The following is a 13,947-nucleotide window of genomic DNA, read 5'->3' as shown; positions in this document are numbered from 1 at the left end:
CAGCCGGGGACCGCTACCGTTGTGACATGTCACAAGCCGGGGCCGACGAGCAGGCCGCCGCTCTGGCGGCGCGGCTGGTCCCGCAGGTCCCGCGGCTGGCCCGCCGCGTCGTGGAGCGGATCCGCGCCGAGGTGCCCGGTTTCGACCGGCTGCCCAGCGAGGTGCAGGACGTCGAGGTCGCCGCGACGGCGCGGTCCGCCATCCGCGCCTTCCTCGAGCACGCGCAGGGCCTGCCCGGCCGGGACACGGGGCTGTCCCGGCGGCGCGCGGTGCAGCGCGCGGAGGAAGGCGTGCCGCTGGCGGCGCTCGTCCAGACCTACTCCGTCGGCGCCGAGGTCGTGGTCGACGCGCTCGCCGAGGCGGCTCTGCCGGGTGAGGAGGCCGCGCTGCTCCGGCTCACCCGCGAGCAGCTGCGCGCCGTGGGGGCGGCCGTCACCCAGGTGACCGAGGCGTACCTGACCGGCGCGGGTGACCAGCACGTCGCCGTCCGCGAGCTCACCTGGGCGCTGCTCCGCGGTGAGGGGCCGGCGGACGTCGCGGCCCGCTACGGCCTGCCGCTGGAGAGCGGCTACCTGGTGCTCCGGGTGCGGGGTGCGGGGAACGGCGACCCGGCCGCCGCCAGGGCCGCGCTGCGGTGGGTGCTGGGGCACGCCGCCCCCCGCGCCGACGGGAGGGCGCTGAGCCTGCGCGACGACCTCGGCGGGTTCGTGCTCCTGCCGGCGTCCTTCCCGGTCGAGGAGCTGGCGCGCCGGTTCCCCGCCGTGGACGCGGGCGCACCGGTCGTCGGGGCCGCGTCGGCGTCCTCGCCCGCGGGCGTGCCGGCGGCCGCGGCACGGGCCGACCGGATCGCCGTCGTGGCCGGCCGTCCGGGGGTGCACCGGCTGTCCGACGTGCTGCTCGAGTACCACCTCACCCACCCCGTCGACAGCGCCGCTGAGCTGGTGGCGGTGCTGGCCCCGCTGTCCGGGCACGGCGAGCTGCTGCCCACCCTCGTCGCGTTCCTCGACGCCGACCTGAACCGGCGGGACGCCGCCCGGGTGCTCGCGGTGCACGCCAACACCGTCGACAACCGCCTGGACCGGATCGCCGAGCTGACCGGCGTCGACCCGCGGTCCTCCCGCGGCATCCAGCTGTTCGGCGCGGCGCTCGTGGTGCACCGGGCCCTCGGCTGAGCTGCGCGATGACTTGCGGCCGGGGCATGATCGGGGACGCGTCGACCGGGGAGGGTCGCATGACGGTGATGCCGGCCGCGTTCATCGGTCACGGCAACCCGATGAACGCCCTGGAGAAGAACCGCTACACCGAGGCCTGGCGCGCCTTCGGCCGCTCGGTGCCCCGCCCGCGGGCCATCCTCGTGATTTCCGCGCACTGGTACATGCAGGCGACGGCCGTGACCGCCATGCCCCGGCCGCGGACGATCCACGACTTCTACGGGTTCCCGCGCGAGCTCTTCGACGTCCGCTACGAGCCGCCCGGCCTCCCCGAGCTGTACGACGAGATCGTCGAGGTCGTGCACCCGACGTGGGTCGGCGCCGACGTCGACAGCTGGGGGATCGACCACGGCACCTGGTCGGTGCTGCTGCACGCCTTCCCTGAGGCGGACATCCCGGTGGTCCAGCTGTCGCTCAACGCGCTGAAGTCCTTCGACTACCACCTCCAGCTCGGCGCGGCCCTCGCCCCGCTGCGGGAGCGCGGGGTGCTGGTGATCGGCAGCGGCAACGTCGTACACAACCTCGGCGGGGTGAGCCGGGCGATGCCCGACGCCGGCTTCGACTGGGCGCAGCGGTTCGACCAGCAGGCCAAGGAGCACATGCTCACGGATCCGGCCGGCGTCGCCCGGCTGGACGGGCACCGGGACTTCGGCCTCGCCGTCCCGACGCCGGACCACTTCCTGCCGCTGCTCTACCTGGCGGGGCTGGCGCGGGAGGCAGGGAGGCCCGCCGAGGTGCTGGTCGACGGTTACGCCTACGGCTCGCTGTCGATGACCGCCTACACACTGGGCATGGGCGCACCGGCGTCGTCCGGATCCGGCATGGCGGCGCCCCTGCCACCGGACCCGCCGCCCGACGGCGCCAACATCTGACCGCTAGGCGGTGCGCGGCGGCTCCGCGGCCGTCCGGTGCAGGTCGGTGATGCGGGGGAAGGGCCGCGTGGAGAAGACCGCCTCCACCGGGACGCCGAAGAACTCCGCGATGCGCAGCGCCAGGTGCAGGCTCGGGTTGTACTCGCCGCGCTCCAGGTAGCCCACCGTCTGGTAGTGGACGCCGAGGGCATCGGCGAGCTCCCGGCGGGTCACCTGCTGCTCGGCGCGCAGCAGGGCGATCCGGTTGTGCACGGCGTCGCCCGAGCGCTCACCCGTGGCATCAGGGGTCACCGGGTCAGCGCACCCACTGCAGCGAGGCCTCGCGCGCAGCCTCCACCGTCGAGCCGGACTGGCGCCGGGCCATCCGGCGCAGCACCCGCGGGGTGAGCAGGGCGCCGACCACGGCCCAGGCGAGCAGTACCGCGACCGTGGTGCCGGTGCGCCAGGAGTCGCCCAGCTCGAGGGTGACCGCGGAGTCGGGGAGGAAGGCCGAGCGCAGCCCGAGCCCGATCCAGTACGTCGGGAAGACCTGGGCCACGCCCTGCACCCATCCCCACAGCGACTGGATGGGGAAGAAGATCCCCGAGATCGCGGTGAGGACCATGATCGGCAGCATTCCCCAGGTGCCGACCTTCTGCGTGCTCGGCACGATCGAGCCCAGGATCATCCCCAGCGGCAGGGTGGCGAGCAGGCCGAGCGCCACGACCCACGCCACCGTGAGCCAGCCCGCGGCGCCGCCGTGCATGAGCCCGTCGAAGAGCAGGAAGCTCGGCACGAGGATGGTCAGCAGCGACGGGAACAGGCTCAGCGAGTGGTAGGTGAGCTGGCCGGTCACGTAGCCCTGCATGCCGTGGGGGAGTGCCTTGTGCCGGAGCAGCGTGCCGTCCTCGCGCTCCATCGCGAGGGCGAACGCGGGGCCGATGACGACCCCGAAGGCCAGCAGCGCCCCGAGGATGCTCGGCAGCGCGTAGGTGGGGTACAGCAGCGCGGTGCCCTCGAGCTCGTTGTCGCGGTTGAACCACAGGAACGCCAGCGTGCCGACGGCGGTGAACAGGTAGAAGCCCTGGTCCTGGGGGCTGCGCAGGCTGAGCAGGAACTCCGTCCAGCCGCGGCGCAGGCCGAGACCGATCGCATGGCGGGTGGCGTTCACCAGGTCACCTCCTGGAGGCGTGCGGTCGAGGGGGCGTCGGGCTGCGAGCGCTGCACCATCGCCAGGTAGGTGTCCTCCAGGCTGGCCTTGCGGACCTCGAGGTCGGTGAGCGCGTCGCCCTCCTGCTCGAACAGCCGCCGCACGAAGCCGACGACGTCGTCGGTGGGGTGCACGAACCGCTCCCGTCCCCGGGCCCAGCGCACCTCGGACGTCCCCGCGACCTGGCGGGTGAGCTCCTCGGCGCTGCCGTCGGCGACGATCCGGCCGTCGTCCAGGATCAGGATCCGGTCGGCCAGCTTCTCGGCCTCGGCGAGGTCGTGCGTGGTCAGCAGGATGGTGGTCCCCTCCAGGTCGGAGAGCCGGTGCACGAGGTCGTGGAAGTCGCGCCGGGCCTGGGGGTCGAAGCCGGCCGTCGGTTCGTCGAGGAAGAGCAGCTCGGGCCGGCCGATGATGCCGACGGCGACGTCCAGGCGGCGCCGCTGGCCGCCGGACAGCGTGCCGATCCGGCGATCGGCGTGCTCGCCCAGACCCACGGTGACCAGCAGCTCGTCGACGTCGTAGGGGCGCGCGCGCTCGGGTGTCGAGTAGGGGGCGAAGTAGCCGCCCAGGGACGTGAGCAGGGCGCGCGGCGTCCACCGGGCGTGGTCGCGCCACGACTGCAGGACCACGCCCACCCGCGCCCGCCACGCGTCGCCGGCGGTGGCCGGGTCCTCACCGAGCACCCGCACCTGACCGTCGGAGGGCAGCCGGAAGCCCTCCAGCACCTCGATGGTCGTGGTCTTGCCTGCGCCGTTCGGCCCGAGCAGGCAGACCACCTCGCCGGGGTGGACGTCCAGGTCCACGCCGGTGAGGACCTCGTGGGAGCCGTAGGACATCCGCAGCCCGCGGACGGAGATCACCGCATCGTCGGCTGTCGAGCTCATGCGCCGCCCCTCTCGTCGATGCGGCTGATAGTAGGAGTGCTACATCGACAGCACAACCACGTAATCGACGTGGAGATCGCGTGGTCCGGGGAGCGCCGTCGCGCGGCGGGAGTGGGAACGGTCCGTCCCACTTCGCGTGCGCTGGGTCACGACGCACCTTGCTCCGGGGCGAAAGCGCAGGTCCGGACTGGCGAGGGTCGGAGACCCTTCGGACAGTGAGGGCGCTCACTCACCTGTTCGTAACCGGGAGTCACACTTGTCTCTGCGCACCTCCACCCTTCCGCGTCATGGGCGTCGTGCCCTGGTGGCGTCCGGCATGGCCGCTGCACTCGTGCTCGTCCCGACAGGCCTCGCCCACGCGGAACCCGAGGTCCCGGCGAACCCGGTGACCGACGCCCTCGGTGACGTCGTCGAACAGGCGACCGGCGATCTGCCCGTGACGAACCCGCTGGAGCCGGGGACCGACGACCCTGAGGCCACGGACCCCGAGGTCACTGCGCCGGACGACGCCGAGGAGCCCCCGCCGTTCGAGGTTCCCGCGGAGCTGCAGGCACTGTTCGCGCAGGCGGGCTTCTCCGCGGAGTGCATCGAGGGCGTGTCTGCCGGACTCGAGCAGTTCGGAGCGGGCCTGGCGGCGCTGCTCGAGTTCGAGGAGTACGCAGCAGAGCTCGAGGCCTTCCTGGTCGAGCTGAGCGAGGCGGACCCGACCGCGCTGCCCACGCTCATCGAGGACCTCCTGACCGGATTCACCCCCGGCGAGGGGGAGGCCGGTCCGTCCGAGGACATCATCGGTGGCCTCGAGCTGGTGCTGGCATCGCTCGAGAAGTGTGTGCCCACCCCGCCGGCCGGCGAGGAGCCCGAGGAGCCCGCCCCCGTGACGCCGGTGGGCGGTGGTACGAACCAGCCTCCGGCGGCTTCCCCGCCCGCGGCGCAGCCGGTGGCCCAGCCGGTGTCCTACCCCGGCTACGCGCCGACCGGTGCGGACACGGCGCGAGCCGATGACGTCTCGGTGCCGCTGACCGCCCTGGGTGGCGGGCTGGTCCTCGTGGCGGCCGGCGCTGCTGGATACGGGATGCGGGGCCGTGCGGTTCGTACGCGGGATTGATCTCCGCGCCGTCGGCGCCTTCCTGGTCGTCCTGGCGGCCGGCCTCGCACTGCTGTTCGTCGTCGCCGGGCGGCCGGACGCGGAGACCACTCCGCGGCCGGCCCCCGGTGCGTCGGCACCGGTCGCGGGTGACGCCGCGGTGCCGGCCGGGGAGCTCGTCGCCGCGGGAGCGATCCAGCCCGCCCGGCTGACCATCCCGGCGATCGACGTCGACACCGTCGTGGAGTCCCGCGGCACGGTGCAGTACGAGAACCCCTTCACCGGGCAGCCGGTCGCCGGCTACGGCGTGCCGGAGTCGATGGAGACCACCTCGTGGTGGTCGGACGGGCCGCAGCCGGGCTCGGGTCAGATGGCGGTCATCCTCGGCCACCAGCAGAACAGCGGCGGCGCGGTCTTCGACCAGTTGCACACCCTGCGGCCCGGGGACGAGGTCAGCCTGCGCGACGGCAACGGCGCCGTGCTGCGCCTCCAGGTCCTCGGATCACCGGTCACCGGCCTGGACAAGGCCACGTCCGCGCTGGCCGACACCCTCAACGGCCACCCCGCGGGAGCCGACGTCGCGCTCGTGACCTGCGGCGGGGAGTTCGTGGAGGACGCCGGGACCAGCACGGAGAACACGGTGGTCTTCGCGACCGTCGTCCGCTGATCCCGGGGCGCCCCGGGATCAGCGGGGAGTGTCGGCCGTCCCTGCCGGGTCGGCTCCGAGCCCCGGTGCGAGCGAGACGACATCGCCCACCACCCAGACCGACGGCGGCCGGATGTCCTCGGCGGCGAGGGTCGCGGGCAACCCGGCCAGCGTGGTCCGCACCGTGCGCTGGGTGGGGGTGGAGCCGTCGCTCACCACCGCCACGGGCGTCGACGGGGCGCGGCCGTGCTCGACCAGCGCCGCGGCGATGGCCGGTGCGGTGTCCACCCCCATGAGCACCACGACGGTGCCGCGCAGCCGCGCGATCGCCGGCCAGTCCACCAGCGACTGCGGATGACCGGGCGGCAGGTGACCGGAGACGACGACGAACTCGTGGGTCATCCCGCGGTGGGTGACCGGGATGCCGGCCAGGGCGGGGACGGCGATCGCGCTGGTCACCCCGGGCACCACCTCGACGGGCACGCCGGCGGCCAGGCAGGCCTCGACCTCCTCCATGCCGCGGCCGAACACGAACGGGTCCCCGCCCTTGAGGCGCACCACCCGCTTGCCGGCCAGGGCGCGGGAGACCAGCAGCTCGTTGATCTGCTCCTGGGCCATCGACCGCCCGCGGGGCAGCTTGGAGGCGTCGATGACCTCGACGTCCTCCGGCAGCGAGGCGAGCAGGGCCAGCGGTGCCAGGTGGTCGGCCACGACGACGTCGGCCTGCGCCACCGCCTGGCGCCCGCGCACGGTGATCAGCGCGGGATCGCCCGGGCCGCCGCCCACCAGCACGACGGCGCCCGCGCGGCCGGCGGCCGCCTCGCGCGAGATGCGGTCGGGCACGGTGCCGTCGGTCAACCCGGTGACCACGGCGTCGCGGACGGCGATCGCCCGCTGCGGGTCGCCGCCGCCGTGGACGCCGACGACGAGGTCGCCGTGCCGGCCGGTGGCCGGGGTCCAGACGCTGGAGGAGGCGCGGTCGTCGGCCCGGGCGCAGAAGATGCGGGCGCTCTCGGCCTCCGCCGCGACGGCCGCGTTCACACCCGGGTCGTCGGTGGCGGCCACGGCGTACCAGGCGCCGTCGAGGTCACCGGGCTCGTAGCGCCGGCGCAGCCAGGTCAGCGACCCGGGGGCGACCAGCGCCTCCAGCGCGGGGGTCACCTCGGGACTGACCACCGTCACCCGAGCCCGCGCCTCGAGCAGCCCGGCCACCCGGCGGTGTGCCACCTGACCGCCGCCGACGACCACCACCCGCCGGTCCAGCAGGCGCAGCCCGACGGGGTAGACGGCCCCACCGGGGCCGGCCGGGCGAGCAGTCGCCGAGGGCTCGCCGCCGTCGCCCGCAGTCCCGGTGGCCATCAGCTCTTCTCGGTGACGCCGGCGGAGTCGAAGGTGGCCACGTCACGCAGCGCGCGGGCGGCGCTCGTCACGAGCGGCAGCGCCAGCAGCGCCCCCGTGCCCTCGCCGAGCCGCAGGTCGAGTCCGAGGAGCGGGCGCAGGCCGAGGCTCTCGAGCGCGACCGCGTGCCCCGGCTCGACCGACGTGTGCCCGGCCAGCGCGTAGTCGAGCACCGTCGGGCACAGCGCCGCGGCCACCAGCGCCGCTGAGCCGGCGATCGCACCGTCCAGCAGCACCGGCACCCGAGCGGCGGCCGCGCCCAGCACGAAGCCGGCCAGGCCCGCGTGCTCGAGCCCGCCGAGCTCGGCCAGCACCGCGAGCGCCGCCTCGGGCGTCGTCGGCCGCGCCGGCACCCGGGCCACCGCGCGGCTCACGACCTCGATCTTGCGGGCCAGCGTGGGGTCGTCGATGCCGGTGCCGCGCCCGGTCGCCGTCGCCGGGGTCGCGCCGGTGAAGGCGCAGACCAGGGCGGCCGAGGCGGTGGTGTTCGCGATGCCCATGTCGCCGGTGATCAGGCACCCGCTGTCGGCCGCGAGCGTCGTCGCCACATCGATGCCGACCTCGAGCGCCTGCCGGGCCTCGTCGACGGTCATGGCCGGGCCGACGGACAGGTCGGCGGTCCCGGGCCGCACCTTGCGGTCCAGCAGCGACGGCATGGCGTCCAGCGGGACGGCGACGCCGACGTCCACGACGACCACCCGCGCACCCAGCCCGGCGGCGAAGGCGTTCACCACGGCGCCGCCGGCCACGAAGTTGGCCACCATCTGGGCGGTGACCTCCTGCGGCCACGGCGTCACACCCTGGGCGTGCACCCCGTGGTCGCCGGCGAAGACGGCCACGGTGGCGGGCTCGGGCAGGGGGGCCGGGCATCGGCCGGCGATGCCGGCGAGCTGCGCGGCGACGTCCTCCAGAACGCCGAGCGACCCGACGGGCTTCGTCATCCGGTCCAGCCGCTCGCGGGCGGCGCGCTCGGCGGCGGCGTCCCGCGGGCGGATCGCGGCGATGGTGTCGCCGAGCAGGGTGCCGGCGAACAGGGCGGATTCGGTGCTCAGCGGAACTCCTCGGTCGCGGGGACGGCGTCCAAGGATCGCAGACGCGCCGGTGCCGTCTGCTCCCCGAGCACCAGCCCGGCGCTCACCGCGTCCCGCCGGGAGGCCGCCGAGCAGGCACCGGTCCCCGTTCCGCGCCTACTCTGGCTGGTCGCGGAACGAGCGAGGGAGCGCTGACCTGTCCGAGGATGCTGGAACCGGGGCCGAGCCGGCCGACGACGACGCCGTGCTGCTGTACGTCGGCGGTCCGCTGGACGGGCGGGTGGAGATCCGCCCGGCCCGCCACGGCGAACCGCTCCCGACGGTCACGCACGTGCACCTGCACGGCGGGCCCAAGGTCGTCCACCGGTACGACCTGCAGACGCTCGCGGACGGGGCGGGTGTCTACACCGTGCGCCCGCGCGCCGACCAGCACGCCCGGGATGAGTCCGTCGCCGACTGAGCGGCGCTCACCACCCCTGCACGCGGCGGGCCTCGGCCACGACGCGATCGAACCGCGCCCGGTCCAGGGCCGCGCCCTCGCGGCGCACGTCCCCGGGCGCGAGGTGCAGCAGCCGGTCCAGCCGGACCTCGCTGGGCCGCCCCCGCGCGTCCCAGGCGCCGGTGCCCAGGTCGGTCCACACCCGGCCGTGGCGGGCCTCGTCGGCGGCGTCGCGGTCGTGGTCCTGGCTGCTGAGCATCAGCCCGAGCAGGTCGGTCCCGCGCCGTCCGATGACCAGCACCGGGCGGTCCTTGCCGCGCCCGTCGCCCTCGTCGTAGGGCACCCACGCCCACACGATCTCGCCGGGGTCGGCCGCGTCGTCGTCCCGGGGCCGGTACTGCACGTCGGGCGCGGTGGACCTGGTGCCCGTCCTCGTGCCCGTCCTCGTGCCGGTCTCGGTGCCCGTCCTCCGTACGAGGTCCAGCACCGACCGCACCGCCGAACGGAGCCCTCGCCGCGCTGCCATGCGCCGCACGCTACGGGTTCCGCCGGCCGCCGGCGGTGTGTCCGCTGTGACCTGTGTGACGCATGGGCACCATCCCGTCACTGAGTGGTTGGCGCACCGTTTTCCGGGGAATCCGTTCCGGCACGGGTTCGGTCGGGACAGGCGGTCGTGGCGGTTCCCTGGGAAGAGGGGTCCCCATGACGTCGGCAGAGCCGGTGCGCCCCGCCGTCCCACGGGCTGGTGAGGTGCAGGCCAGCGTGCTGGCCGCCTTCCAGCTCGTCGAGGACGCGCGCTACCTCGGCAACGGCCGCAGACCCCGCACGCAGCGGGCCAGGCTCCTCGCCGAGCGGGCGGTGGCCGACCGCAAGCTGCAGCGGGACCTGCCCGACAGCTGAGTCAGGCGACGCAGAACTCGTTGCCCTGCGGATCGGCCAGCGTCACCCAGGACATCGGGCCCTGCGCGCCCCGCCAGAGCTCGGTGGCGCCGAGGGAGACCAGCCGGGCCACCTCCTCCTCGCGGCGCTCCGGCCCCACCCGGACGTCGAGGTGCAGCCGGTTCTTGACCGTCTTCTCCTCGGGCACCCTCTGGAAGAGCACCCGCGGCCGCCCCGGCTCGGGCGAGGTGACGGCCGCGCCGAGCGACCACACCAGCGCGCCGCGGTGCCGCATGGTGTCGGCCTCGCTCGCCGCACCCGCCTGCACCATGCGGGTGATGAACGCCTCGTCCTGCGGCTCCACCTGCCAGCCCAGCGCCTCGGCCCACCAGTCGGCGAGCTCGTGCGGGGCGGTGGAGTCCACGACCACCTGGAGATCGAACGCCATGCCCGGACGCTAAGGCAGGGCACCGACGTTCCAAGGGCCTCGACTCCTGGCGCAGGGCTCCCGGCTAGAGCTCCTGGGCCAGGTCCGCCCAGATGGTCGCGTCGTCGGGGAGGTCGGACTCCAGGGCACAGTGGTCCTTGATCACCCGGCCGAACGGGGTGAGCGTGCCGGGTGCCACCCGCTGCGCGGGGTCCCACAGGCCCGAGCGCATGACCGACTTCGGGCACTGGAAGAACGCCTTGCGGACGTGCAGCACCAGCACCGACAGCGGCGCCCGGCCGAACTCGGTGAGGTCGACGCCGAGGTCCTCGTGCCGCACGAGCGACGTCGTCCCGTAGACGCGCAGCGTCTGGTCCACGCCGGGGACGAAGAACATCAGCGCCGCCCGGGGGTTCGCCGCCAGGTTGCGCAGGCTGTCCACGCGGTTGTTGCCCGGGCGGTCGGGCAGCGCGAGCCGGTGCTCGTCGAGGACGTGCACGAAACCACGGTCCCCGCCGCGCGGCGAGATCTCGGGCCAGCCCTCGGGGTCGGCGGTGGCCAGGGTGGCGAAGGGGGAGTGGGCGATGAACTCGCGGCAGTGCGGGTCGAGGTGGTCGATCACCTTGTCCAGCACCAGCCCGCCCGGGGCCCGGTACCCGTCGACGACGGCGCGGCCATCGGGATCGGTGGGCTGGGCATCCGGAGCGGTGACGGCATCCACGCGACGACGGTAACCGGCGGCCCCGTTACCGTGGCGCCTCGTGCCTCAGGTGTGGAGTGCTCCGGTCCGGTTCGTCGAGTGCGACATGCAGGGCATCGTCTTCAATGCCCACTACCTGGTGTGGGCCGACGAGGCGCTCACGCCGTGGTGGACCGGGCGCGGCATCGACTGGGGCCGGTTCGGCGCCGAGGGCTACCAGTACGTCGTGGTCGCCAGCACGCTGGAGTGGACGTCGTCCGCTCGGCTCGGCGACGTCGTCGAGGTCGATGCGGACCTGGAGAAGCTGGGCCGCACCAGCCTGACCGTGCGCTTCACGATCCGGGTGGGCGAGCGGCTGTGCTGCACCGTGCGGACGACCTACGTGTGCCTCACGGGCGGGCAGTCCGCCCCCTGGCCGGACGACCTCCGCGCGCGCCTGGCCGGCTAGAAGCCCGAGCCGGGCGGCAGGAGAGGCAGACCGGCCGGCGGCCCCTGCTCGATCAACCGCCACAGCGCGTCGGTGTCGGCGTGCTCGGCGACCAGGTCGCCCAGCCGGTCCAGCCGCGCCTCCCGGATGCCGGCGAAGTCGGTGCGGGGTGCCGGGAGGAAGCGCCGGCCGGCGAGTCCGGCCACCTCGCGCAGGAACGCCCGGCGGAAGCCGTCGTTCTCCAGCGCACCGTGCCACGTCGTCCCGAAGACCGACCCCGCACGGGCGCCGTCGAGGAAGGGCTCCGCGCCGTCGTCCAGCGTGGCGACGCCGTGGTGGATCTCGTAGCCGGTCACCGGCTCGCCGAGCGCGGAGCCGACCGGGCGGCCGAGCGTCTTCGCCGGCGCGAACCGCACCTCGGTCGGCAGCAGCCCGAGGCCGGGGACGACGCCGGCCCGCGACTCGACGTCGTCGTGGATGGTGCGGGCCAGCATCTGGAACCCGCCGCAGATGCCCAGCACCGGGACGCCGTCCGCGGCCCGTCGGCACACCGCGTCGGCCAGCCCGGTGGCGCGCAGCCAGCCGAGGTCGGCGACGGTGGCGCGGGTCCCGGGCAGCACCACCAGGTCGGCGTCGGCCAGCTCCTCGGGACGGGTGGCGTAGCGGAGCAGCACGCCGGGCTCGGCGCCCAGCGCGTCCAGGTCGGTGAAGTTGGAGATGCGGGGCAGCCGCGCCACCGCCACCCGCAGCACGTCCTCACCGTGTGCCGGGCCGGCTGCCGAGCGCGGTGCGTCCAGGCCGAGGGAGTCCTCGACGTCGAGCTCGAGGTCGGCCAGCCAGGGCAGCACGCCGAGCGTCGGACGGCCGGTGAGCTCGGCGAGCCGCTCCAGCCCCGGGCGCAGCAGCCGGACGTCGCCGCGGAACTTGTTGACCAGGAATCCGGCGACCAACCGCTGGTCCCCGGGGGGCATGAGCGCCACGGTGCCGTGCAACGCGGCGAAGACGCCGCCGCGGTCGATGTCACCGACCACCACCACGGGGAGCCGGGCCGCCGTCGCCAGGCCCATGTTGGCGATGTCGTCGGCCCGCAGGTTGATCTCGGTGGGGGAGCCCGCGCCCTCGCAGACGACGACGTCGAAGCGCTCCCGCAGGTCGGCCAGGCTGGCCAGCACCTGCTCCATCAGCGCCGCCTTCCGCGGTCGGTAGGACAGCGCCGTCACCTCGCCCACCGCGCGGCCCAGGACGACGACCTGGCTGGAGTTCTCGCCGCCGGGCTTGAGCAGCACGGGGTTCATCGCGGCCTCGGGCTCGACCCGCGCCGCGGCGGCCTGCATGACCTGGGCGCGGCCGATCTCCGCGCCGTCGGCGGTGACCATCGAGTTGTTGCTCATGTTCTGCGCCTTGAACGGCGCCACGGAGACGCCCTGGCGGACCAGCCAGCGGCAGATCCCGGCGGTGACGAGGGACTTGCCGGCGTCCGAGGTCGTGCCCGCGACGAGCAGTGCTCCGCTCACGCGGCAGCTCCGGGAGGGGTGCCCCACCCGGCCTTCTCCTGACCGGAGAGGGCGGCGATCTCCTCCATGATCGCGTCGGTGACCTCGCGCCGGGCCCGGCCCTTGCCGGCCAGTCCGCGGTGCTCGGGGAAGGTCATCGGCTTCCCGAACGTCACGGCCACGCGACGGGGGCGGGGCCAGCGGGCGTCGATCGGCTGGACGCGGTCGGTCCCGTGCACCGCGACGGGGACGACCGGGCAGTCCGCGGTGAGAGCCAGCCAGGCGACGCCGGTCTTGCCGCGGGCCAGTCGCCCGTCCCGCGAGCGGGTGCCCTCGGGGTAGATCCCGAAGGCCAGGCCGCTGTCGAGCACGCCCAGTGCCGTGTCGAGCGCTGCCTGCGCGGCCCGGTGCGTCTCCCGCTCGACCGGGTGCGCGCCCAGGGCGGTGAACAGCGTGCGGGTGAACCAGCCGGAGATGCCACCGCCGGTGAAGTACTCCGCCTTGGCCAGCAGCGCGACCCGCCTCGGGGCCACGATCGGGATCACGATGCTGTCGATGAAGGACAGGTGGTTGCTGGCCAGGATCACCGGCCCGTCGAGGGGCACGTTCTCGCGGCCGGTGACCCGGGGCCGGAGCAGGATCCACAGCAGCGGGCGGATGACGAAGCGGGCGATGACGTAGAACACCGGGTGCTCCCCTCCTCGGCCCGCCGTCGACCGCCGGCAGGGGCGCACGGCACGTGCGCGTCCGCATTCTCGCGGACGGCCCGGGACGGCTGCGCGCAGGCCGCCCCGGCCGTGCCGGAGGTCAGGCCCGGGAGGTGCCGGGAGGGCAGGCGTCGCGCAGGATCGCCCGGATGTCGGCCGGGAGGCCGGCCCCGCCCGAGGCCGACGCCGTGATCGCCTGGGCCACGTCCCGCAGCTTGCGGTGGGTGTGCCCGGAGATGTGCGACAGCAGGTCGAAGGCCACCTGGTCGGTGCAGCCGGTGAGCAGCATGAGGATGCCCTTGGCCTGCTCGATCGCGGCACGGCTGGCCATGGCCGCGCGGAGCTGCGCGACCTCGAGCTCCAGCGCGGCCGCGCGGTCGGCGTCGGCCTGCGCAGGAGCCGGGCCGTCCGGTTCGGGCAGCGGGTCGGGGGTGGTGAGGGGACGTCGGGACCGCAGCCGGTGGCGCGGCAGCGTGGGAGAGGACATGACGCTCGCTCCAGCGAGAGGCGTACCGGATCCCCGGCAGGACCACGCAGCCGCTGGCTCGACCTCCGCGGAT

18 protein-coding genes are annotated in these 13,947 nt (G+C 74.7%); 7 read left to right on the top strand and 11 right to left on the bottom strand.

All coding sequences use genetic code 11. The features are described 5' to 3' along the window. The first annotated feature begins 26 nt into the window (after window positions 1-26). Both BLS70_RS11450 and ygiD read left to right on the top strand, forming a co-directional pair. Window positions 27-1,172, top strand: a complete 1,146-nt coding sequence (locus BLS70_RS11450) for a PucR family transcriptional regulator (protein ID WP_091767614.1) — start codon at window positions 27-29, stop codon at window positions 1,170-1,172. A gap of 59 nt (window positions 1,173-1,231) precedes the next feature. Continuing rightward, window positions 1,232-2,083, top strand: a complete 852-nt coding sequence (gene ygiD / locus BLS70_RS11445) for a 4,5-DOPA-extradiol-dioxygenase (RefSeq protein WP_218122382.1) — start codon at window positions 1,232-1,234, stop codon at window positions 2,081-2,083. A 3-nt stretch (window positions 2,084-2,086) separates the two neighbouring features. On the opposite strand, the gene BLS70_RS11440 is transcribed toward ygiD, so the two are convergent. The 3 genes from BLS70_RS11440 to BLS70_RS11430 are packed head-to-tail and all read right to left on the bottom strand — an operon-like array spanning window position 2,087 to window position 4,156. After that, on the bottom strand, window positions 2,087-2,374 hold the full coding sequence (locus tag BLS70_RS11440; RefSeq protein WP_091767611.1) for a helix-turn-helix transcriptional regulator: 288 nt from the start codon (window positions 2,372-2,374) through the stop codon (window positions 2,087-2,089). 4 nt (window positions 2,375-2,378) lie between these two features. Continuing rightward, window positions 2,379-3,233 carry an ABC transporter permease gene (locus BLS70_RS11435; protein ID WP_091767608.1) on the bottom strand — a complete coding sequence of 285 codons (855 nt, stop codon included), beginning with the start codon at window positions 3,231-3,233 and terminating at the stop codon, window positions 2,379-2,381. Further along, a complete protein-coding gene (locus BLS70_RS11430; protein WP_091767606.1) occupies window positions 3,230-4,156 on the bottom strand; it encodes an ABC transporter ATP-binding protein in 927 nt (308 codons plus the stop codon). The genes BLS70_RS11435 and BLS70_RS11430 overlap by 4 nt, the downstream gene beginning before the upstream one ends. 316 nt (window positions 4,157-4,472) lie before the next feature. Here BLS70_RS11430 and BLS70_RS11425 point away from each other — a divergent pair, with 316 nt between their 5' ends. Further along, entirely contained in the window at window positions 4,473-5,261 is a 789-nt protein-coding gene (locus tag BLS70_RS11425; RefSeq protein ID WP_143030396.1) for a hypothetical protein, read from the top strand. Beyond that, complete coding sequence (locus BLS70_RS11420; RefSeq protein ID WP_176946371.1) at window positions 5,239-5,907, top strand: class F sortase; 669 nt, start codon at window positions 5,239-5,241, stop codon at window positions 5,905-5,907. Before BLS70_RS11425 ends, BLS70_RS11420 begins: the two co-directional genes overlap by 23 nt. Window positions 5,908-5,925: 18 nt before the next feature. Here BLS70_RS11420 and cobA read toward each other — a convergent pair whose 3' ends face one another. Next, window positions 5,926-7,245, bottom strand: a complete 1,320-nt coding sequence (gene cobA / locus BLS70_RS11415; RefSeq protein WP_091767597.1) for a uroporphyrinogen-III C-methyltransferase — start codon at window positions 7,243-7,245, stop codon at window positions 5,926-5,928. Next, window positions 7,245-8,288, bottom strand: coding sequence for a nicotinate-nucleotide--dimethylbenzimidazole phosphoribosyltransferase (gene cobT, locus BLS70_RS11410; RefSeq protein WP_255362448.1), 1,044 nt, complete (start codon window positions 8,286-8,288; stop codon window positions 7,245-7,247). The genes cobA and cobT overlap by 1 nt, the downstream gene beginning before the upstream one ends. A 271-nt stretch (window positions 8,289-8,559) precedes the next feature. Between cobT and BLS70_RS11405 the strand changes: the two genes are divergently transcribed. After that, on the top strand, window positions 8,560-8,775 hold the full coding sequence (locus BLS70_RS11405) for a DUF8847 domain-containing protein (RefSeq protein ID WP_255362410.1): 216 nt from the start codon (window positions 8,560-8,562) through the stop codon (window positions 8,773-8,775). 7 nt (window positions 8,776-8,782) lie between these two features. On the opposite strand, the gene BLS70_RS11400 is transcribed toward BLS70_RS11405, so the two are convergent. Beyond that, window positions 8,783-9,280 (bottom strand): type II toxin-antitoxin system PemK/MazF family toxin, encoded by a 498-nt coding sequence (locus BLS70_RS11400; protein ID WP_091767592.1) that lies wholly within the window; start codon window positions 9,278-9,280, stop codon window positions 8,783-8,785. Window positions 9,281-9,456: 176 nt separating this feature from the next. Here BLS70_RS11400 and BLS70_RS20465 point away from each other — a divergent pair, with 176 nt between their 5' ends. Beyond that, window positions 9,457-9,654 (top strand): hypothetical protein, encoded by a 198-nt coding sequence (locus BLS70_RS20465; RefSeq protein ID WP_143030395.1) that lies wholly within the window; start codon window positions 9,457-9,459, stop codon window positions 9,652-9,654. Between the two features lies 1 nt (window position 9,655). On the opposite strand, the gene BLS70_RS11395 is transcribed toward BLS70_RS20465, so the two are convergent. Continuing rightward, the gene (locus tag BLS70_RS11395) at window positions 9,656-10,081 is read right to left on the bottom strand and encodes a VOC family protein (RefSeq protein WP_091767589.1); all 426 of its coding nucleotides are present in this window, start codon (window positions 10,079-10,081) and stop codon (window positions 9,656-9,658) included. Between the two features lie 64 nt (window positions 10,082-10,145). After that, window positions 10,146-10,781, bottom strand: a complete 636-nt coding sequence (locus BLS70_RS11390) for an MSMEG_1061 family FMN-dependent PPOX-type flavoprotein (RefSeq protein WP_091767587.1) — start codon at window positions 10,779-10,781, stop codon at window positions 10,146-10,148. A gap of 40 nt (window positions 10,782-10,821) precedes the next feature. Between BLS70_RS11390 and BLS70_RS11385 the strand changes: the two genes are divergently transcribed. Further along, window positions 10,822-11,208 (top strand): acyl-CoA thioesterase, encoded by a 387-nt coding sequence (locus BLS70_RS11385; RefSeq protein WP_091767585.1) that lies wholly within the window; start codon window positions 10,822-10,824, stop codon window positions 11,206-11,208. Here BLS70_RS11385 and BLS70_RS11380 read toward each other — a convergent pair. The 3 genes from BLS70_RS11380 to BLS70_RS11370 form a co-directional block, all read right to left on the bottom strand. Then, window positions 11,205-12,701 (bottom strand): cobyric acid synthase, encoded by a 1,497-nt coding sequence (locus BLS70_RS11380; protein ID WP_091768430.1) that lies wholly within the window; start codon window positions 12,699-12,701, stop codon window positions 11,205-11,207. The genes BLS70_RS11385 and BLS70_RS11380 overlap by 4 nt on opposite strands. Continuing rightward, window positions 12,698-13,366, bottom strand: a complete 669-nt coding sequence (locus BLS70_RS11375) for a lysophospholipid acyltransferase family protein (protein ID WP_091767582.1) — start codon at window positions 13,364-13,366, stop codon at window positions 12,698-12,700. The genes BLS70_RS11380 and BLS70_RS11375 overlap by 4 nt, the downstream gene beginning before the upstream one ends. 121 nt (window positions 13,367-13,487) lie before the next feature. Next, the gene (locus tag BLS70_RS11370; protein WP_091767579.1) at window positions 13,488-13,874 is read right to left on the bottom strand and encodes an ANTAR domain-containing protein; all 387 of its coding nucleotides are present in this window, start codon (window positions 13,872-13,874) and stop codon (window positions 13,488-13,490) included. Window positions 13,875-13,947: the final 73 nt, after the last annotated feature.

Origin of the sequence: Blastococcus aurantiacus (assembly GCF_900102425.1) — a bacterium.
Lineage (GTDB): Bacteria > Actinomycetota > Actinomycetes > Mycobacteriales > Geodermatophilaceae > Blastococcus > Blastococcus aurantiacus.
Note: the sequence above shows the minus strand (reverse complement) of the source record. Positions and strands in the feature narration are given on the sequence as shown.